This window comes from Sorangium sp. So ce836 (genome assembly GCF_028553905.1).
Classification (GTDB): Bacteria; Myxococcota_A; Polyangia; order Polyangiales; family Polyangiaceae; genus Sorangium; species Sorangium cellulosum_D.
The window spans coordinates 3,856,704-3,875,607 of sequence record NZ_CP102233.1 but is presented as its reverse complement, the minus strand read 5'-3'; the positions used below and the strand labels follow the sequence as shown (position 1 = coordinate 3,875,607).

At 74.2% G+C, this 18,904-nt stretch carries 15 protein-coding genes; 9 read left to right on the top strand and 6 right to left on the bottom strand.

Features of this window, described 5'->3' with window-relative positions:
* Nucleotides 1-490 precede the first annotated feature (490 nt).
* Nucleotides 491-4,471: a hybrid sensor histidine kinase/response regulator gene (locus NQZ70_RS14400; RefSeq protein ID WP_129574716.1), complete on the top strand. Its 3,981-nt coding sequence runs from the start codon at nucleotides 491-493 to the stop codon at nucleotides 4,469-4,471.
* A gap of 69 nt (nucleotides 4,472-4,540) precedes the next feature.
* On the opposite strand, the gene NQZ70_RS14395 is transcribed toward NQZ70_RS14400, so the two are convergent.
* The 4 genes from NQZ70_RS14395 to NQZ70_RS14380 all read right to left on the bottom strand — a co-directional run bounded on the left by NQZ70_RS14395 (nucleotide 4,541) and on the right by NQZ70_RS14380 (nucleotide 7,935).
* Nucleotides 4,541-5,314: a hypothetical protein gene (locus tag NQZ70_RS14395; protein ID WP_207217847.1), complete on the bottom strand. Its 774-nt coding sequence runs from the start codon at nucleotides 5,312-5,314 to the stop codon at nucleotides 4,541-4,543.
* Between the two features lie 156 nt (nucleotides 5,315-5,470).
* Nucleotides 5,471-6,283, bottom strand: a complete 813-nt coding sequence (locus NQZ70_RS14390; RefSeq protein ID WP_129574714.1) for an SRPBCC domain-containing protein — start codon at nucleotides 6,281-6,283, stop codon at nucleotides 5,471-5,473.
* A 224-nt stretch (nucleotides 6,284-6,507) separates the two neighbouring features.
* Nucleotides 6,508-7,305, bottom strand: coding sequence for an N-formylglutamate amidohydrolase (locus NQZ70_RS14385; protein WP_165373961.1), 798 nt, complete (start codon nucleotides 7,303-7,305; stop codon nucleotides 6,508-6,510).
* Between the two features lie 93 nt (nucleotides 7,306-7,398).
* Entirely contained in the window at nucleotides 7,399-7,935 is a 537-nt protein-coding gene (locus NQZ70_RS14380; RefSeq protein ID WP_129574713.1) for an RNA polymerase sigma factor, read from the bottom strand.
* Between the two features lie 100 nt (nucleotides 7,936-8,035).
* Here NQZ70_RS14380 and NQZ70_RS14375 point away from each other — a divergent pair, with 100 nt between their 5' ends.
* Entirely contained in the window at nucleotides 8,036-8,407 is a 372-nt protein-coding gene (locus tag NQZ70_RS14375) for a co-chaperone YbbN (protein WP_165373960.1), read from the top strand.
* A gap of 151 nt (nucleotides 8,408-8,558) precedes the next feature.
* On the opposite strand, the gene NQZ70_RS14370 is transcribed toward NQZ70_RS14375, so the two are convergent.
* Both NQZ70_RS14370 and NQZ70_RS14365 read right to left on the bottom strand, forming a co-directional pair.
* Nucleotides 8,559-8,942 carry a hypothetical protein gene (locus tag NQZ70_RS14370; protein WP_129574711.1) on the bottom strand — a complete coding sequence of 128 codons (384 nt, stop codon included), beginning with the start codon at nucleotides 8,940-8,942 and terminating at the stop codon, nucleotides 8,559-8,561.
* Between the two features lie 427 nt (nucleotides 8,943-9,369).
* Entirely contained in the window at nucleotides 9,370-10,815 is a 1,446-nt protein-coding gene (locus tag NQZ70_RS14365; protein ID WP_237245303.1) for a sigma 54-interacting transcriptional regulator, read from the bottom strand.
* A gap of 10 nt (nucleotides 10,816-10,825) precedes the next feature.
* On the opposite strand from NQZ70_RS14365, the gene NQZ70_RS14360 reads away from it, so the two are divergent.
* The 7 genes from NQZ70_RS14360 to NQZ70_RS14330 all read left to right on the top strand — a co-directional run bounded on the left by NQZ70_RS14360 (nucleotide 10,826) and on the right by NQZ70_RS14330 (nucleotide 18,110).
* Nucleotides 10,826-11,080, top strand: coding sequence for a hypothetical protein (locus tag NQZ70_RS14360; protein WP_207217846.1), 255 nt, complete (start codon nucleotides 10,826-10,828; stop codon nucleotides 11,078-11,080).
* Between the two features lie 44 nt (nucleotides 11,081-11,124).
* Nucleotides 11,125-11,682 (top strand): RNA polymerase sigma factor, encoded by a 558-nt coding sequence (locus NQZ70_RS14355; protein WP_237245302.1) that lies wholly within the window; start codon nucleotides 11,125-11,127, stop codon nucleotides 11,680-11,682.
* A gap of 276 nt (nucleotides 11,683-11,958) precedes the next feature.
* Nucleotides 11,959-12,579, top strand: a complete 621-nt coding sequence (locus NQZ70_RS14350) for a hypothetical protein (RefSeq protein ID WP_272828362.1) — start codon at nucleotides 11,959-11,961, stop codon at nucleotides 12,577-12,579.
* Nucleotides 12,580-12,954: 375 nt separating this feature from the next.
* Nucleotides 12,955-14,472 carry a cellulose-binding protein gene (locus tag NQZ70_RS14345; RefSeq protein WP_165373959.1) on the top strand — a complete coding sequence of 506 codons (1,518 nt, stop codon included), beginning with the start codon at nucleotides 12,955-12,957 and terminating at the stop codon, nucleotides 14,470-14,472.
* 243 nt (nucleotides 14,473-14,715) lie between these two features.
* The gene (rarD, locus tag NQZ70_RS14340; RefSeq protein WP_129574705.1) at nucleotides 14,716-15,651 is read left to right on the top strand and encodes an EamA family transporter RarD; all 936 of its coding nucleotides are present in this window, start codon (nucleotides 14,716-14,718) and stop codon (nucleotides 15,649-15,651) included.
* A gap of 6 nt (nucleotides 15,652-15,657) precedes the next feature.
* Complete coding sequence (locus NQZ70_RS14335; RefSeq protein WP_207217845.1) at nucleotides 15,658-16,758, top strand: TauD/TfdA family dioxygenase; 1,101 nt, start codon at nucleotides 15,658-15,660, stop codon at nucleotides 16,756-16,758.
* A 284-nt stretch (nucleotides 16,759-17,042) separates the two neighbouring features.
* Nucleotides 17,043-18,110 carry a lysylphosphatidylglycerol synthase domain-containing protein gene (locus NQZ70_RS14330; protein ID WP_237245301.1) on the top strand — a complete coding sequence of 356 codons (1,068 nt, stop codon included), beginning with the start codon at nucleotides 17,043-17,045 and terminating at the stop codon, nucleotides 18,108-18,110.
* Nucleotides 18,111-18,904 lie beyond the last annotated feature (794 nt).

Genomic DNA, 18,904 nt, shown 5'->3' with positions numbered 1-18,904 from the left:
CGCCTCGCCGCTCGCCGATCCGGCCTCGGGCTTGTACTCCAGCCCATGCAGCCCTGTCCATAGGACTTTGGTCCCATGCCGGTCGCCCCTCTCGGCGAGCGGGCCAGCCGTGCGCACGCGACGCTCGCGCTCGCCGCGACGTGCGATGCGCAGCCGGTGCTCTGGTGTCGGGAGGCCGAGGCAGGAGGCCGAGGATCGAGCCGTATGTCCATCGTGTAGCCGCCCGGTCACGGTCCTGTCATCCTCGACAGGATCATCTCCAGCACGGCGTTTCCCAGGCTCGCCTCCGGCCCCGCGATGGAGAAGAATTCGAGCCACAGAGGCGCAGAGGGCACAGAGGAGAGAGATATATAGCCTTCTCTCTCTTCCTCTGTGCCCTCTGCGCCTCTGTGGCTCAGTCTCTCATTTTCCCATGAAACCAGGGATGAGCTCGGGCGACGCGTCGAGGGGCCAGATCCGTCGCCGCGAACTCGTCTAGAGTGCGGCCGGCATGCTCGGCCAATCCCCCCTCCCCTGCGGGCGCCTGCGCGTCGCCCTCGCGCTCGGGCTCGGGCTCGGCGTGGCCCTCGCGCCCGCGCCCGCCGCGGGCGACCTCCTGGCGCGCGGCGCGCCGGCGATGCGCGTCTTCGACGTGGAGGACGGCATCCCCCAGATCACCATCAACGCGATCGCCTTCGAGCCCGGCGGCCGCCTGTGGATCGGGACCCAGAACGGCGCGGCCTCCTATGATGGGCGCCGCTTCACGCCCCTCCCCCTGCCGACCGGCGGCGGATCGAGCTGGGTGCAGGCGGTCGCCGTGGGATGGGACGGCGCGGTCTGGTTCGGGATGATGACCGGCCAGGTCATCCGCTACGCCGAGGGGCGCTTCACGCGCTTCGGGGCCGCCGAGGGGCTCGCGGGCGAGAGGCCGATCCGGGCGCTCCTCGAGGCGCCCGCGGGCCCAGGGCGCGCGCTCTGGGTGGGCACGATCGACGGCCTCTACCGGCTCGACGGCGAGCGGTGGGCGCGGGTCGACCTGGGGCCCGGGTTCGAGCACCCGGATGTCCGCTCGCTGCACGCGGCCACGCTCCCGGGCCGGGCGCAGGGGCTCTGGGCCGGCACCGGCGACGGCCTCTTCCGCTGCGACGCCCGGGGCTGCGCCCGCTTCGCGAGCACCGCCGACGGGCTGCCCAGCAACGTGGTCATGAGCCTGCTCGAGACCTCCGGGGAGGCGGGGAGCCGCGTACTCTGGGCAGGCACGAGGGGCGGCGTCGCCCGGCTCGCGGACGGGCGCTGGGAGAGCTTCACCCCGGCGACCGTGCCGGAGCTCTCGCAGCCCGTGCGGGCGTTCGCCGAGACGGTGAGCGGCACGGGCGCGCGGACGCTCTGGGCCGGCACCTACGGCGGCGGCCTCGCGCGGCTCCAGGGCGGCACGTGGACGGCGCTGACGAAGGCGAGCTCGACGCTGCCGGACGACCACGTGATGGCGCTCGCGGCGGCCGGCGCGGCGCACGGCGGCCGCACGCTCTGGGTCGGCACGAACGCCGGCGGCCTGGCGCGCCTCCGGCACGACGGGTGGGTGGGGTTCACGCAGCGGAACGCGGGCCTGTCCGGCAGCATCACCTCCATCGCCGAGGTGCGCGCGCCAGGAGCCGAGGGCGGCCCGCCCGCGATCTGGGTGGCCGTGAACGACACCGTGGTGCGATCGTCGGAGCAGCGCTTCGCGCCGCTCGACGCGCCCGAGCTCGCCGGCAAGCTCGGCACCCTGGTGACCTTCCTCCTGCCGTCTTCGCGCGAGCCCGGGGTGGTCTGGATCGGCAGCGACGTCGCCGGGGTCCATCGCTGGGCCGATGGGCAGCTCACCACGTACACGAAGCAGAGCTCGCCTCTCCCCGGCGTCGGCGTGCAGGCGCTGTCGGAGTCCCTAGACGGGCGCGCGCTCTGGATCGCGACGGACACCGGGGCCGCACGCCTGGACGCGGGCGGCGCGTGGCAGGTCTTCACGAAGGCGCAGGTGCCCCTCGCGGACGATCACGTGACCGGCGTCCTCGAGACCGCGGCCCCGGGCGGGAAGATCTCCACCTGGTTCGGCACCATGAGGGGGCTCTCGCGGCTCACGGACGGGCAGTGGCGGAGCTACACGGCCGCGGACGCGCCGCTCGCCTCGAACGCGGTCGCCGCGCTCACCGAGATCCGGGACGCGCGCGGCCGGCGCGTGCTCTGGATCGGCACCCAGGGCGGGATCTCGCGCTACGACCTCGACGCGGAGGCGTGGCTCGAGCCGCTGAACGAGCGGACCCGGCCGGCGCTGCCGGACAGCATCGTCTACGGCGTGCGCGCGGACGCGCAGGGGCGGATCTACGCGTTCACCGACCGCGGCGTCACCCGCTTCACCCCGCGCGCGCCCACGCACGACGACCCCGCCGAGCTCGCCGCGTACACCTTCACCACCGACGACGGGCTGCCGAGCAACGAGTGCAACCAGAACGGGTCGTTCATCGACGGCCGGGGCCGCGTCTGGGCGGGCACGACCGGCGGGGTGGCGGTGCTCGATCCGGCCGAGGAGGTCCCGGACGTCGCGCCGAAGCCGCTCGCGCTCGACGCGCGCGCTCAACGTCCGCGCGGCGCGCTCGCCCTCTCGCCGGGCGCGTCGCTCGCCTGGGACGAGAACACCGTCGCGTTCGAGTACGCGCTCCTGAGCCTCTTCCACGAGCGCAGCACCCGCTACCGCACCCAGCTCGTCGGCTTCGACGCGGCGCCGAGCGCGTGGGGCGCGGACGCGAGCGCGCGCTACACGAACCTCGCGCCCGGCCCGTACACCTTCCAGGTCTGGGGCCGCGATCACGCCGGCAACGTGGCCGGGCCCGCGGCCGTCGCCTTCCACGTCCGGCCCGCGCCGTGGCGCACCGCCTGGGCGTACCTCGGCTACGCGGCGGCGCTGTCCGGGCTCGCCTACGCCGGCGTGCGCCTGCGGCTCCGGGCGCTCCGGAGGCGCACGCGCGAGCTGGAGCTCCTCGTGGAGCAGCGCACCGCCGAGCTCAAGGCCGCCAAGGACGCCGCCGACGCCGCGAACCGGGCGAAGACCACCTTCCTCGCGAGCATCAGCCACGAGCTGCGCACCCCGCTCAACGGCATCCTCGGGTACGCGCAGCTCCTCCAGCGCTCCGGGCGGATCGCCGCCGAGGATCGGGCGAGCGTCGACGTGGTGCGCCGGTCGGGCGAGCACCTGCTCACGCTGATCGACGACGTGCTCGACCTCGCCCGCATCGAGGCCGGCCGGATGGATCTCGCGCCGGCGGACGTCCACCTGCCGTCGCTCGCGCGGACGGTCGCGGAGCTGTGCAAGGTGCGGGCGGCGCAGAAGGGGCTCGCGTTCGAGCTCGAGGTCGCGGAGGGCACGCCGGCGTGGGTCCGGGTCGACGAGAAGCGGCTCACGCAGGTGCTCCTCAACCTGCTCGGCAACGCCATCAAGTTCACGCGCGCGGGGCGGGTGACCTTCCGGGTCGCGCCGCGCGACGGGCGCGCGCGCGGCGTCGTGCTCCGCGTCGAGGACACCGGCCCGGGCATCGCGCCGGCGGATCTCGCGCGCGTCTTCGAGCCGTTCGAGCAGGCCGGCGAGCGGCGCGCGCAGGGCGAGGGCGCGGGCCTGGGGCTCGCGATCACGCGCCGCATCGTCGACCAGATGGGCGGCCGCGTCGACGTGGAGAGCGCGCCCGGCGAGGGCAGCGCCTTCACGGTGGCGCTCGATCTCCCCGTCATCTCGGGCGAATCGCCGGCGGGCGAGCGGCGCGGGGCCGAGGCGATCGCGGGCTACGAGGGAGCGCGCCGGTCGATCCTCGTCGTCGACGACCACGAGGACAACCGCGCCTTCCTGCGGGACGCGCTCGCCCCGCTCGGCTTCGAGGTCCTGGAGGCCGCGGGCGGAGCGGCGGCGGTCGCGCTGGCGGCCGGGCGCAGGCCGGACCTCGTGTTGATGGATCTGCGCATGCCCGACCTCGGCGGCGACGAGGCCGCGCGCCGCATCCGCCGGCTCCCTGGGCTGGCGGAGGTGCCGATCCTGGCCACGTCGGCCAGCGTCGAGGCGCCCGAGCGCGCGCGCAGCGCGGCCGCCGGCTGCGACGGCTTCCTCCCGAAGCCGATCGAGCTCGGCGCCCTGCTCGAGCTCCTGGAGCGCCGCCTCGCGCTCACCTGGATCCGCGCGTCGACCGGCGGCGCGCGCGGCGTGGATGGCGGCGGCGCGCCGTCGCGTGCGCCGGTGGTGCCGCCGCCCCCGGAGGAGCTCGCGCGGCTCGCCGAGCTCGTCGACCGGGGTCGCATCCCGGATCTCGTGCAGCGCCTCGCCGCGCTCGAAGCGGAGGACCCGCGGCTCGCGTCCTGGCTCCGGGAGGTGCGCGGGCTGGCCGAGGAGTTCCGGATCCACGAGCTCGGCGCGCGGCTGGCTGCGCCCGGCGAGCCGCCGGCGCGCGCCGAGGCGGCGCCGCGGAGCGCGTGAGGTCCCGGGGGCGTCTGGCGAGCCGCAGGGCTTCGCGCTTCGGCGAGGGCCTCACCTTCGCTATCCGGGCTACCTGGGTACCGGCTCCGCCGTGGTGACGCGCGGGGCCGCCGTGCTGCCGCCGATGACGCTCTCCAGCATCGTGAGGCAGGCGCCCAGGCCGTCGTGCGCGACGAAGAACTGGCCGCCCGTCTGGGCGGCCACGCGCGCGTACTCCGCCTCGATGCCCTCGCGCCGCCGCTCCTGGAGCTCCGCGTCGCCGCGGGACCGGTCGAGCCTCGGACACAGATGCACGCGCGCTCCCATCCGCCTGGCGACCTCGATGACGCGGCTCGCGGCCCCGCGATCCTCGCCCTGCCCCGCCGGCGTGAGCGACTCGACGCCATCGAGCGGCCCATCGCCCAGGAAGAGGACGTTGCGCGTGGCGCCGGACCGCCAGTCGAAGTGGGTGATGATGTCCATGATGGCGTGGCCCGCGCTCCCAGGGGCACCGGCAGATTGCCCCTCGTGCTCGGCGCTCCGCGACCCGCGGGGGCGGCTCATGAGCAACGCTCCGTCGATCCGGCACGCCACGGTGAGATAGCCGCGCGCCGAGATCATGAAGACGGTATGAGGAATCGCGGCTTCGGTGCCCAGGTACGTGACGCGGAGGTTCGCCGGATGCCTCAGCCTGGCGGCGCCTATGGCCGCGCCGACCACCTTGCTGAGCGTGTCTGCCAGATCCCTCATCGCGTCGCCGGAATCGATGAGCACGACCAGGTCGACGGCCGCGATTCCGACTCCGGGCCTCGCCGAGGGCGGGCGCTCCCTGCCCGCCGACGGCGCGACCGTCCCCACGTCCAAGATTTGACGCTCGCAGCGCATGTCGCGGCCATGGTGGGGTCATGGCGGCCCCGCGCGCCATGGGACCTTGGTCCTACGCCGCGGCGCCGCCGCGCTGGCGCGAACGACGCCGGGCGTCCCCCGGGGAGCTTCCGCCGATTTCGCCTCGGCGGCCTCTCACTGACCAGGAGAAAAGCGCTCGGCCATCCACGCCTGCCACGAGGGCTCGGCGCGGGCGGCCCCGGCTTTGGCCTGGTCGCCGTACAGGAAGAGGCGGATCGGCAGGAAGATCTGCCCGGCCATGGGGAGCGCGAAGATGTGGGCGATGCCGGGCGCCGGCTCGTCGAGCCGCAGGAGCAGCTCCGGATGCTCGCTCGGCCCGACGCTCTCGACCACGCCGGCGAGGGGCGGCGCGCCGGCGGAGGTGCTCACCCGCTGGCCCTGGGCGGCGCCCGCGAGCCCGAGCGGACCGACAAGCGCGTCCCACGTCGCGGTGAGCGGCGCGGGGCCGGCGCCCATCACCTGGAAAGCCACGCAGGGCTCTCCGCGGAAATGGGCGAGATAGAGCCGCAGGATGCGGAAGAAGGCGACCCAGCCATGCTCCTGACCCTCGAACTGGTTGTCCCAGTCGTCGGTGCTCGCGAACCAGCTGTGCACCACGCGCACGACGCAGCTCCCGCCGGACCGCGCCTCGACGACCCACTCCGTGGCGACGGCCGGGCTGCCCGGCCCCATGGCCTCCGGGCTCTCGGCGGTGAACCGGCGCGGCGGATCCCAGGCCGTGATCTTCGACACCGAGTCCATGCTGTTGCCCGGGCCGAAGTGAGACACGGCGGCGCCGCCCTCGCGCTCCTCCACCTCGCTCGGCACGAACCACGACGAGATCCCGGGACCGGTCGCGATGGCGCGCCACACCTCCTGGGGGCTGCCGGGGACCTCGACCTCCGCTTGGACGCTCCGGCGGCCGGACGCGTCTTTTTTCACTGGCATGTTGGCTCCTTTCAAGATGTCGCGATCCGGGAGCCGAGCTCCGCGAGCAGCCGGCTCTCGACGAGCTCGATCGCCGCCGTGGCCGCGGCCGGATCTCGACGACGTCAACGTCAGCCACTCGGTCAGGCTTAGCGTTGACAACTTTTCTTGTCAATGACCTCCGGGCGTTCCTCGGCCCGGCGGTCCCCGCCCCCGCGAGGGCGTGGCCGCGCGCGCGATGCGCGTCACGCGCCGCCGGCGCCGGGGAACAGCCCGGGCTCGATCTCCCGGTAGATGGCGGCGAGGCGCTGCGCCCAGGCCTCCACGCCCTCGTCGCTCAGCAGCCCGTCCTGGCGGATCTCGAGGAGCACGCACGGCAGGCCGCGGGCCTCGCCGTGCACGGGGATCCCGTAATCGCCCCCGTCGGTCACGCGGTACGGCTCGTTGTCGCCGACGCAGAGCCCGGGCTCGCGGCGCATCGCCTCGAGGAACGGCGCGGCGAGCCGCCGGTCGCGGCCGTAGAGGACGGCGGCGTGCCAGGGCCGGTCCTGGCCGGGCATCGACGGCGTGAAGCTGTGGACGCTGAGGATCGCCGTGCTCTCCCGGCGATCCCGCCGCGCGTCGAGGAGCGCGTCGATGGCGCGGTGGTAGGGCCAGAAGCATGCGTCGGCGCGCGCCGTGGCCTCCGCGGCGTCGATGGCATTGCCGGGGATGGGGACGCCGCAGCTGATCTCGGGGATGGAGGTCGGCGAGCCCAGCGGCCGGTTGCAGTCGATGACCAGGCGCGAGTAGCCGGAGAGCACGAGCGCCGCGTCGAGGAGGGCGGACAGGCGCCGCGCGAGGCGCGCCGCGCCGATGTCCCAGCCGGTGTGCTGGCTGAGCGCTTCCTCCTGCGCGCCCAGCGCGGCGAGGCGCCGCGGGACCGCGTTGGAGGCGTGATCGCAGAGCAGGACCGCGCTGGATCGACCCTGGGGATTCACCACCTCGAACGCAGGCGGCTCGTCGGGCGCGAGGATGCGCAAGTCAGGCGGAGGGGAGCTCATGGCGTCTCGCCCGACACATAGCAGACCCGAGCGCCGCCGCGCCCCGCGCGCGATCGGGAGCGAGCGCGCGCGCCGGGAGCGCGCCGGCCGCGATCAGGGCGGCGCCGTCATGCAGGCGCGCAGCGCGGCCTTGGCGCGGTGCAGGAGGACCGCGACGTGGCCGGCCGAGATGCCGAGCGCCCGCGCCACGTCCTCCCCCGGCTGCTCCTCGAGCATGCGCAGGGTCACGACCGCCTTCTGGATCTCGCAGAGCTCCTCGACGCACGCGCGCAAGCGCACGTGCTCCTCCGCGCGCGCGATCGCCTCGTCGGTCGCCGGGACGACCCCCGCGGCCTCCGGGTGCGCGTCGAGGTCCTCGTGCGGCCGGGCGCGGAAGTGCCGGCGGCGCCGGTTGCGCGCGGCGTTCCGCACCATGCCGGCGAGCACGCCTCCCCACGCGCCGGCGTCCTCCGGGAGCTCGCCCCGCTGCGCGAGGGTGAGCAGCGTGCAGAGGCCCTCCTGCACGCAGTCGACCGCATCCTCGGGCGTCACCCCCTCGGCGCGCGCCAGCGCGGCGAGCGCCGCGCGCTCGACGCGCACGAGGTGCGACACGCGACCCAGGATGTCGTCCGCGTCCTTGATGGCTTCCATGGTCTACGGAGGTCAGGTCTCGAGCCGCGCCCACATTACACCGGCGAGGGCTGTAATGGATGCCGGTCTCGAGACCTGCCAGGGCATGGAGGCTCGCGCAATGTCCATGAATCCCGTCCACGAGATCAACGAGCTCGACTTCAACGCCGAGGTGCTGGAGGCCAGGGTGCCCGTCCTCGTCGAGTTCACCGCGGAGTGGTGCCCGCCGTGCCGCGCGCTCGCGCCGATCCTGCACAAGGTGGCGGAGGAGGGCGCAGGGCGCCTGAAGGTGGTGGCGGTGAACGGCGACCGGAGCCCGGCGCTCGCCCGCCGCTTCGGCATCCGCGGGCTCCCCACGGTCGTCGCGTTCGCCGGGGGCAAGGAGGTGGCGCGCCACGTGGGGCTGACCACGAAAGAGAAGCTCCTGAAGCTCGTCGAGGGGCGAGAGCTCTCCGCGGGGGCGCGGGGCGACCGGGCGCCCTCGCCGCTCTGAGGGCGTCCCGCCGGCGCTGCCCTGGCCCGGTGATGCCGCGGCGGCTCGGCCCGATCCTGCCGCGGCGGCTCGGCCCGATCCTGCCGCGGCGGCGGGTCCGCGCTCGAGCTCGCTCCGGGGGGTCGCGCCGGCGGCGCGCCCCGCCCGCGCTCTAACGTCGTTGCCGGTCGTGCGGTCGATGCGTGCCGCGCTGCCCCTCGTTGCCCCGCTGCCCCTCGTTGCCCCGCTGCCCCTCGGCGGCGGGGAAGCTGACCCGGCGCGTCGCCTGCTCGGTCGCGGAGACCTCGAACGGTCCGACCGGCAGCGGCTCGCTGACCGGCTTGCCGTTCTCGTCGACGAGCGTGATCGTCCCGACGTAGTCGTCGGCGGCGACCTGGACGCTGGTGTCGAACCGCTCGCACGGGACCACCTGCCTGGTGACCTGGTTGTTCTTCGTGTCGATGAGTATCAGCTCGACCGCGCTCGCGCCGTACGCCTTGCACTGAGAGGCGTTGGTCTGGTCCTCGATCGCCCAGTGGACGGTGACGAATCCCATCTTTTCAGGCTCGGTCTCTCCCGGCCGTGTCTCTCCAGGCTCCGTCTCGTCGCTCGTGTTGTGCATGCACGCGCCCATCATCGCTGCGCATGCGCATAGCCCTGCCACAGAGTAGATACTTCGCATTCCTAACCTCGCTGTGCTCGGCGCAGATCCCGGCGCCGCGCTCCGCGCCAGCAACGCGGGTGCCACGCGGATCTCGCGGCGCGGCGGCGGGCGCTCGTCCGCCGGGCGCGCGCCGCGGGTTTGCCTGGCTCGCTGGACGCCGGCGCGCGCGCCGGGCCACGCCATCGGGCCGGCGGGCGCGGGGTTCGGCGGCGCGCACGCGCTGCGCGGTGGCGGGCGCGAGCACGGCAGTCGTCCGGCGAGCGCGCGGGCGGGCGCGCAGGACTACGCTTCTGGGCCGGCGCCCACCGCGCCGCGCCGATCAGCGGAAGTCGTCGATGTTCATGTTGAATCGCCGGATCCACCGGTGCACCTGCGCGCGATCTCTCCCGAGCTCGCGCGCCACCGCGGCGACGTTGCCCCGCTGCTGCACCAGGAGCTCCCGCAGCACCTTCTCGTCCGGGGAGATCCTCGGCGGCAGCGTCGCCCGCGGCGCGTACGCCCCCTCGCCGGCCGACATCGCCGCCTCGTCCTCCGGGGCCAGCGTCGCGCGGGCCTCGTCCGCGGGCGGCGGCTGCGAAGCCGAGCTCCGGGCGCCGTAGCCCCGCATCGTGCGCCGGATCTCGTCGCTGAGGTCCTCGACGTCGAGCTCGGCGCCGCGATCCCTCGCGGCCCAGCGCTTGATGTGTGCCTCTAGCTCCCGCACGTTGTAGGGAAAATCGTGGTGGAGCAGGCCCGCCATGAACGCCATGCTGGGCCGCATCACGGGCCGACCGTGGCGCCTCGCGAGCGCGACGCACAGCGAGAAGATGTCTTCCTTGCGCTCGCGCAAGGGCGGCAGGGTGATGCGAAACTCGTTCAGGCGAGCGAACAGGTCGGCGCGGAAGGCGCCCGTCTGCTGGAGCGCGTCGAGGTCGCGGTGGGTGGCGGCGACGATCCGCACGTCGACCTGCTCGGGCTGCGACGCGCCGAGCGGCGTGATCTCCTTCGACTGGATCACCCGGAGGAGCTTCGCCTGGGCTTCCAGCGGCATATCCCCGATCTCGTCGAGCAGGAGCGTGCCCTGGTGGGCCGCGCGGAGGATGCCCACCCGGTCGCGGTCGGCGCCCGAGAAGGCGCCGCGCTGGTGTCCGAAGAGCTCCCCCTCGATGAGCGCGGCGGGGATCGCCGCGCAGTTGACGGCCTGGAGCGGCCCGCGCCTGCCGCTCCAGTCGTGGAGCTGCTCGGCGAAGATCTCCTTTCCGGTCCCGCTCTCGCCGAGGATCAGCACCGACAGCTCGCTGCGCGCGATCTCGCGCAGGCTCCCGGCGAGGCGCTGGCTCTGGTAGCCGCCGACGATCCGGCTCGTCGAGGTGCGCGGCCGGGCCCCCGCCGGCGCGTCCGGATCGTCGAAGTAGGCGCCGTCGATGCGGTAGTGCGCGTAGCTCTCGGCGTCGCTCTCGACGAACTTGAAGATGGCGTCGCCGATCCGGAGCTCGTCGAGGTGCGCGAGGACGGCCTCCGTGACGAACTCGCCGTTGTGCAGCGTGCCGTTGCGGCCGCCGAGATCGAAGAGCCGCCACACGCCCCCGCGCCGCTCGATGCGGGCGTGGTGGCGCGACGCGGTTCGCGTCGGTATGTAGATGTCCGCGCTCGGGTCGCGGCCGAGGACCGAGCCCGACTCGGGCAGGGCGTACGCGGGGCGAAACTGCTCGTAATTGGGCGCATAGAGCAGCACGATGCCCGCCCCCGAGCTCACGCGCCCGGCGGTCGGCGCGCCAAGTCGCATCGACGCCGTTGTGCTCAAGGTCGTCGTCGATGCGCTTCTGTCGCCGGACATTGTGTGGGCGATGCTACCAAACCTCCTCCGCGCGGCGCGTGATTTGTTCTGGGCACACCCGCTCTCGTCGCGTCGGATCCGTGCGTTCCGCGCGACACCGCTCGTGCGGGACACTTTTTACCACATCGACGCACAGAGCCAGGGCCGCCAGGTCTTCCGGGCGGCCCCGCTGGCGGGGGCGGCCGACGTCGTTCTCGGCATTCACTTTCCTTGATAAAGGCTCGCCCCCCGGGCCATCCAGGAGGGCCGTGGGCGTCCATGCCTCGGCCCCTCCGGATGACCCTCCAGCAGATTTTCGAAGAGAACGCGGCCTACGTCTGGCGCGTGCTGCGAAGGCTCGGCGTTCGCGACGCCGACGTCGAGGACGTCTGCCAAGAGGTGTTCCTCGTGGTCCACCGGAAGCTCGCCACCTTCGATGGCAGCTCGACGCTGCGCACATGGCTCTACGGCATCTGCCTGCGGCTCGCGTCGGAGTACCGGCGGCGGCCGCACCGGAGGCGCGAGGAGGTGGCGGGCACCGTCCCCGAGCAGATCATGGCGGCGCCGCAGGACGAGACGCTCGACCGCCGCCGCGCGCTCGATCGGCTCGACGCGGCGCTCGATCAGCTCGACGACGACAAGCGCGCGGTGTTCGTCCTGTACGAGATCGAGCAGCTGCCGATGGCGGAGATCGCGCAGGCGGCGGGGTGTCCGCTGCAGACGGCGTACTCGCGGCTGCGCGCGGCGCGGGCGCAGATCGAGGCGGCGATGCGCCGGCAGGAGCTCGTCGCGGCGCCGGCCGGGGCCGCGCGGATGACCGCGAGGAGCAGCGCATGAGCGACGAGCTTCCCAGGTTGATCGACGCGGACGACAGCCCGGACGCGCTCCGGATCGGCCTCGAGGCCGCGCGGCGCGACGGGCCGGACGACGCCCGGCTGGCGCGGCTCGCGGCGCGGCTCCCGCTCGGGGGCCAGGCCCGTCGGGCGGCTCGGCCGCGCCCGCCGGCGGCTCGGCCGCGCCGCCGGCGGCTCGGCCGCGCCCGCGGGCGGCTCGGCCGCGCCCGCGGGCGCGCCGTCGGGCGGCTCGGCCGCGCCCGCGGGCCTCGCTCCAACCGTGGCCGCCGCGCCGCCGACGGCCCTCTCCGGCCTGGCGATCGGCGCGGCCGTCGGCGCCGTGCTCGTCGGGGCCGTGTGGCTCATGCCGTCGCGCTCGCAGCCGCCGCCCGGGCCGCCCCGCGCCGCGGCGGTCGCGACCGCGCCGAAAGCGGCGCCCACCGCCGCCCCCGTCGCGGAAGCGCCGGCGGTCCCCGCGGGCGCCCCCCCTGCGGCGGCGCCGGCGCGCGAGCCGGATCCGGCCCCGCCGCGCCCTCCGGCGAACGCGCCGGCGCCCACGCGCGCGCCCGCCCCGGCGACCGACGCGAAGGTGGCGGTGGATCCGGCGCAGGCGGCGCTCCCCGACGCCGAGACGGAGACCGGCCTGTTGCAGCGCGCGCAGGACGCGCTCGGCGCGCGCCCCGCCGAGGCGCTCGCGCTCACCGACGTCCACCGCGCGCGCTTCCCGCGCGGCGCGCTCTCCCAGGAGCGCGAGGTGATCGCGATCGGCGCCCTGAAGGCGCTCGGCCGCGGCGGCGAGGCGCGCGCCCGCGCGGATCGCTTCGTCGCGGAGCACCCGAGCTCGGCCTACCGCCGCCGGATCGAGGTCCTCGTGCCGGAGCTGAGGAGCGACCCGCGATGACGGGAAGGCATGGGAGCGAGACAGACGGCGTGATTCACCCCCCATCGACCTCCGAAGATCGGTTGATCCGTCCCCCTCCCTCGCTCCATGCAAGCCGCCTTCCGCGCATGCGCTGGCTGGCGTTCATCGCACCGGCGGCCCCCCCCGCTCGTCGCTGAACGGCGCTCTGACTACCTCCATCGCACTGTAAAGACGCAGCGCCAGCAAACTCCCTCGCTATTGCGCTCTCCCGGAATTCTTTCGCCCGTCAAATCAATTCCGCCGCGGGTGGGAATGGTCATCGGCGCGAGTCGACGCGCTGCCCGGGTCATCTGCGCCGAGCCGACAGAGCCTTACGTCGAATTTATTTCACGCAACATAAAGGTGAGAACGCACATGACACTCCAGCGAGTCCTCTTGACTTCAACCCTCGTGCCAGCATGCGTCGCGCTCGCGGCGTGCAGCGTCGACCTCTCAGACGGCCCCGGCGTAGATAACGGCGGATCGACGAGCACGAGCGGAGCGGCCACCAGCGGAAGCGCCAGCGGAGGAACCAGCACCGTCAGCTCGACCACAGGAACCGGCGTTGGCGTCACGAGCGGCACGGGCGGCGGGGGCGCGGGCGCCGGCGGCGATGGAGTCGGGGGCACGGGCGCCGGCAACGGCGGGGGGGCCACGACGGGCACCGGCGGCGAGGGCGGCTCCGGCACGGGCGCCGGCGGCGAGGGCGGCTCCGGCGGCGAGGGCGGCTCCGGCACGGTCTTCGCGGAGGATGAAGGGACCGACTGCGTGGTTCCCAGCCTGCCGGACTCAGGCGCTCTCCCCACCGTCGCCAAGCTGCCAGACCCCTTCATGAAGCTCGACGGATCGCGCATGTCGACCAAGGCCGAATGGCGCTGCCGGAGGCAAGAGATCAAGAAGCAGGCCGAGAAGTACATTTACGGCACGAAGCCGCCGAAGCCTGACAGCGTCTCCGGGACCGTCACCAACACTCGCATCACGGTCAACGTATCTCACGGCGGCAAGAGCACCAGCTTCAATGTCAGCGTCGAGCTGCCCACCGGCGGCACAGGGCCTTACCCGGCGATCATCGGCCTCGGGGGAGGCTTCCTTGGATTCCCGTTGAACGCCAGCCTCGTCAAGGGCGAGGGCGTCGCCGTCATCACCTACGATCCCTACGCGGTCGGGGCCGAGTCCGGGGCGTCGCGCACCAACAAGCGAGGGGCGTTCTACGACATCTACGGCTCGAACAGCACCACGGGCCTCCTGGCCGCGTGGTCCTGGGGCGTCAGCCGGATCATCGACGTCATCGAGGCGTCGGGCGGCGAGATCCTCGCGGCGGACGCCATCGGGGTCTCGGGGTGCTCTCGCTTCGGCAAGGGCGCGTTCACGATCGGCGCCTTCGATCAGCGCGTCGCGCTGACCCTGCCGATCGAGTCTGGCAGCGGCGGCGTCCCGATCTGGCGCGGGATCCCCGGAGAAGGTGCCCAGAGCCCGAGCAGCGCCTATGGCGAGACCTACTGGCTCGGCGACGCGTTCAGCGCGTTCACCAGCAGGGTGACGTCGCTGCCCGTGGACACGCACGAAGTGGTGGCCATGGTCGCGCCGCGCGGGCTCTTCATCATGGACAACCCGCACATCGCGAACCTCGGCCCCAAGTCCGCGCACGTGGCCGTCTTGGCCGGCGCAGAGGTGTACAGCGCGCTCGGCGCGGGGAGCAACATCTCCTACGTCTCCGCCGTGGCGGACGGCAACCACTGCGCGCAGCGCTCCGAGTGGAACGAGCCCTTGCGGAAGAGCATTCGCAAGTTCCTGACGAAGACCGAGGACAGCCCCCGCGTCATCTCGGCGGCGAGCCAGGCGACCGGCAACCTGTCGGAGTGGAGGGATTGGGCCACTCCGACCCTGGATTGAGCTCCATCGGGCGAAAGCGACCAGCGCGAGCACCAAACGCTCCCAGACGCTCTCTCTATCAGAACACGCTTCCGGTTGTGCGCCTTCGCGCGACGGCACGCATTGGCCACCTTCGCGTCGCTCTCACATGACGCTTGAAATTCAGGAGCCGCGCCGGCATGTTGCCACGCCGGTCGAGCGCGGGCCGTCGTCTTGCGTCGGTTCACGTCGAACCGCGACCCCCCCCGCGATCCCTGGCCGCCGATGCCCACGCCCGACAACCCCCGCGACAGCCGCCGAGAGGCCGCCCTCGGCGTCGTCTACGGCGTCGCGGCGTACAGCGCCTGGGGCGTCGTCCCCGTCTTCTGGAAGCAGCTCCGCCACGTCGGCGCGGTCGAGATCCTGGCCCACCGCACCGTCTGGAGCCTGCTCGCGTTCGCGGCGCTCACGCTGGTCACGGGGCAGCTCCGCGCGCTCGGCGCGGCGCTCCGCGACCGGCGCGTCGTCGGGGCCATGGCGGCCACCGGCGCGCTCGTCTCCGCGAACTGGGTCCTCTTCATCTACGCCGTCTCGGTGGGGCGCGTGCTCGACGCGAGCCTCGGCTACTTCATCAACCCGCTGCTCAGCGTGCTGCTCGGCATGGTGTTCCTGCGCGAGCGGCTGCGCCCGGCGCAGTGGATCGCGCTCGGCCTCGCCGCCGCGGGCGTCGTGCACCTCGCCGTGCGCGCGGGCGCGGTCCCCTGGATCGCGCTGGCCCTGGCCGGGACGTTCGGCGTCTATGGTCTCCTGCGGAAGGTCGTCGCCGTCAACTCGCTCCCTGGCTCCACCCTCGAGACGCTGTTCATCGCCCCGCTCGGCGCGGCCTACCTGGCCAGCCTCCACGCCCGGGGCGCCGGCGCCATGGGCCGCGTCGACCTCCGCACCGATCTCCTCCTCGCCGCGACAGGCATCGTCACCGCGCTGCCGCTCGTCTGGTTCACGAACGCGGCGCGACGGCTGTCGCTGACCACCCTCGGCTTTCTCCAGTACCTCGCGCCGAGCGGCCAGTTCCTGCTGGCCGTCCTCGTCTACGGCGAGCCGTTCACGGCCACGCAGGCCGTGAGCTTCGCCTGCATCTGGACCGGGCTCGCCGTGTTCAGCGCCGACGCCGCGCTGCGCGCGCGGGCCTCCTCCGTCGCGCGCACCTCGCTCGGCATGTAGAGACCCATGAGCTTCGAACCGACCGCACCGCTCGCCGACCTCTCGCAGATCCCGGCGCACATCGCCGGCCCCGCGGCCTGGCACGGCCCCGAGATGGCGCGGGACGACGGCTGGATCGAGCACCTCACGCCCGCGGAGATCGAGGAGGTCGAGGCCGCCGTCCGCCGCTTCGGCGAGACGGGCGCCGATCCGGCGCGGATCCGCGGCGAGGACTTCCCGCTGCCGACGCTCGCCGCGCGCCTCCGCCGCGTGCTCGCCGAGGTGCTCGACGGCCGCGGCTTCGCCCTGCTCCGCGGGCTGCGCGGCGGCTGGCTCGACCGCGGCGGCCGCGGCGACCTCCGCGCGGCCGCGATCGCGTTCCTCGGGATCGGCAGCCACCTCGGGAGCGCGCGCTCGCAGAACGCGCGCGGGCACGTCCTCGGTCACGTGAAGGACCTCGGCCTGTCGAGCCAGGACCCGAGCGTGCGCGTCTACCAGACGCGCGAGCGGCAGACGTTCCACACCGACTCGTGCGACGTCGTGGCGCTGCTCTGCCTCCGGACCGCGCGGGCGGGCGGGCTCTCGGCGCTGGTCAGCTCGGTCACGCTGTACAACGAGATGCGGCGCGCGCGCCTGGACCTCGCGGAGGCGCTGTTCGCGCCGATCGAGACCGACCGCCGCGGCGAGGTGCCGGCGGGCGAGAGGCCGTATTTCCGCATCCCCGTGCTCAACTGGCACGCTGGGCTCCTGTCCGCGATCTACCAGCGCCAGTACATCGAGTCGGCGCGCCGCTTTCCCGACGTCCCGCCGCTCACGGCGCGTCAGGTCGAGGCGCTCGACCTGTTCGACGCGCTCGCCAACGACCCTGCGCTCCACATGACCATGGAGCTCCGCCCGGGCGACATCCAGCTCGTGCACAACCACACGCTGCTGCACGATCGCACGGCGTTCGAGGACTGGCCGGAGCCGGATCGCAAGCGGCACCTGCTCCGCCTCTGGCTCGCTCCGCCCGGGGCGCGGCCGCTGCCGCCCGTGTTCCGCGAGCGCTTCGGCTCGCTCACCCCCGGCGACCGCGGGGGCATCGTCGTGCCGGGCGCGCGCCTCCACGCCCCGCTCGATCCGGCGTGAGCGCCGGGGTGACGGGCGCGGGCGCCAGCGAGCCCTCACGGCGGCCTGTCCGGATCGGGAGCTGCTGACGCGCCTCGCCTCTCGGCTCGCCGGCGCTCGGCGGGGCGTCCCGCCGCCGCGAGCGCGCGCTGCTCGCTCAGGGCGCCTGCGCCCCGCAAGACAGCTCACGCCGCGTGCGCGCGTTGCCTGCTCAGGGCGCCTGCGCTCCGCAAGGCAGCTCACCGCCGCGTGCGCACGCCGCGCCCACATGGCGCCGGCATGCGCCTCGCAGCCCCCCCTTCCCCATGGCTCCCTTGCCTCCGGCCCGAGCGGCAGAGGAATGCTCCGGCGGCGATCCCGGGCCCGCGCCGGTCGGCGGGGCGCTCGTCCCGGCCGCTCCGCCCGCCGCCCTGAACGCGCCCGCCGCCCGCCGCGCGCGGTGGAGGGCCCTGCTCCACGCGGGGCTCGCGGCGTTCGGCCTGGCCGCCCTGGCCGCGCTCATCCGCCACGTCGGCGCGGCGGAGATGCTCGCTGCGGTGGTCCGCGCCGCGCCGTTTTTGCCGTTCCTGGTCGCCTTGGAAGCGGCGCGCGTCGGCTGCGAGACGCTCGCGACCGGCCTGCTCTGCGCCCCGCGGCGTGTCCGGGTCGCCGAGCTCGTTCGCATCCACGCGGTCACCTACCCGGTCATGGCGCTGATGCCGGCCGGCCGCGCCGCGGGCGAGGCGGTCAAGGCCGCGCTGCTGTCCCCGTACGTCGGCGCCCCGCACGCGGCGGCGATCGCCACCGCGAACCAGTCGCTCGCGCTCCTCTGCGCGGCCCCGCTGTCGCTCCTCGCGGCCGCGGCGCTCTTCCGGATCGGCGGCGGCGCTTCCCCGTTCGCCCTCGGCGTGCTCGCGCACGCCGCCCTCCTGGTCGCGAGCGGCCTCGGCGTCGCCTTCGCGGCGCGGCAGCGCGCCGCCTCGGCGTGGATCACCCGGCGGTTCGCCCGCGCCGGCCAGCTCACCGCCGCCTTCCAGGAGGCGGTCCGCGAGCGCCCGCCCGTCCCGGGGTGGCCGTTCGCCGCCGGCGTCGCGGGCCGCGCGCTCCAGGCGGCGCAGTACGCCGTGCTCCTCGCCGCCGTCGGCGCCGAGAGCGGCCCCCTCCGCGCGCTCGCCGCGTACGGCGTGGGCGCGGCGGGCACGGCGGCCGGCGACCTCATCCCGGGTCAGATCGGCGCCACCGACGGCGCCTTCACGCTCGCCGCCCCGCTGCTCGGGCTCACCGCGAGCTCCGCCATCGCGGTGTCGTTGCTCGTGCACCTGCTCCAGGCGGCCTTCGCGCTCGCCGGGATCGCCGCCGCGCTGGCGTGGCGGCGCAGCCCTCCGGCGCGGTGAGCCGGGCTCGGGTGGCGGTACCCCAACCTGGGTCGGTAACCCAGCGCTCCTCCGCTCCGCCCGGGAGGGATCCCGCCAACCTGGGTCGGTACCCCAGCGCTCCTCCGCTCCGCCCGGGAGGGATCCCGCCCCCCAGCCCGCGCTCTGCACTGCGTCCCGGGGGGCGTCCGGCACCCCCGCCAGCGCTCTGCATTGCGGTCCGGAGGGGTCCGGACCCCCCTTCTGGCACAAAGAGAAGGGGGTACGCGGGGTCGTTGGCACAGAATTTCATCGAAGAACGCGTTTTCTGGCACAATCTTGCCCTGAAAATCGCTCCGCCGAGCGTTCTCGAGGGGTCCGGACCCCGGTGTGTCGCAATGCATTGCGTTTGTGCCGGTGCCGGACCCCCCTCCCTGGCACAGAACAACGCCGCTCTGGCACAGAACCAGGGCGCGCTGCTCCCTCGGAGGCCGCCCGCGGCGTCGGTACCCCAACCCGGGTCGGTTCCCCAACCTGGGTCGGTTCCGGTACCCCAACCTGGGTCGGTTACCCCAACCTGGGTCGGCTCCCTCGTCCCCCAACCTGGGTCGGTTACCCCAACCTGGGTCGGCTCCCTCGTCCCCCACCTCGGTACCCCAACCTGGGTCGGTACCCCAACCTGGGTCGGCCCCCCAACCCGGGTCGGCTCCCCAACCCGGGTCGGCTCCCCAACCCGGGACGGTCCCCCCAACCCGGGTCGGCTCCCTCGCCCCGCCGTCCGCTCCCCCATCCCTCCACCGGCCGCCCGGCAGCCGCTTCCCTCCTGCGCCTCGCGG

Bases quoted from the DNA above. Each gene is read 5' to 3' on its own strand.
- NQZ70_RS14400 (WP_129574716.1), top strand. From the start codon at position 491: ATGCTCGGCCAATCCCCCCTCCCCTGCGGGCGCCTGCGCGTCGCCCTC.
- NQZ70_RS14390 (WP_129574714.1), bottom strand. From the start codon at position 6,283: ATGCCAGTGAAAAAAGACGCGTCCGGCCGCCGGAGCGTCCAAGCGGAG.
- NQZ70_RS14385 (WP_165373961.1), bottom strand. From the start codon at position 7,305: ATGAGCTCCCCTCCGCCTGACTTGCGCATCCTCGCGCCCGACGAGCCG.
- NQZ70_RS14380 (WP_129574713.1), bottom strand. From the start codon at position 7,935: ATGGAAGCCATCAAGGACGCGGACGACATCCTGGGTCGCGTGTCGCAC.
- NQZ70_RS14375 (WP_165373960.1), top strand. From the start codon at position 8,036: ATGTCCATGAATCCCGTCCACGAGATCAACGAGCTCGACTTCAACGCC.
- NQZ70_RS14370 (WP_129574711.1), bottom strand. From the start codon at position 8,942: ATGGGATTCGTCACCGTCCACTGGGCGATCGAGGACCAGACCAACGCC.
- NQZ70_RS14365 (WP_237245303.1), bottom strand. From the start codon at position 10,815: ATGCGACTTGGCGCGCCGACCGCCGGGCGCGTGAGCTCGGGGGCGGGC.
- NQZ70_RS14355 (WP_237245302.1), top strand. From the start codon at position 11,125: ATGCCTCGGCCCCTCCGGATGACCCTCCAGCAGATTTTCGAAGAGAAC.
- NQZ70_RS14345 (WP_165373959.1), top strand. From the start codon at position 12,955: ATGACACTCCAGCGAGTCCTCTTGACTTCAACCCTCGTGCCAGCATGC.
- rarD (WP_129574705.1), top strand. From the start codon at position 14,716: ATGCCCACGCCCGACAACCCCCGCGACAGCCGCCGAGAGGCCGCCCTC.
- NQZ70_RS14335 (WP_207217845.1), top strand. From the start codon at position 15,658: ATGAGCTTCGAACCGACCGCACCGCTCGCCGACCTCTCGCAGATCCCG.
- NQZ70_RS14330 (WP_237245301.1), top strand. From the start codon at position 17,043: ATGGCTCCCTTGCCTCCGGCCCGAGCGGCAGAGGAATGCTCCGGCGGC.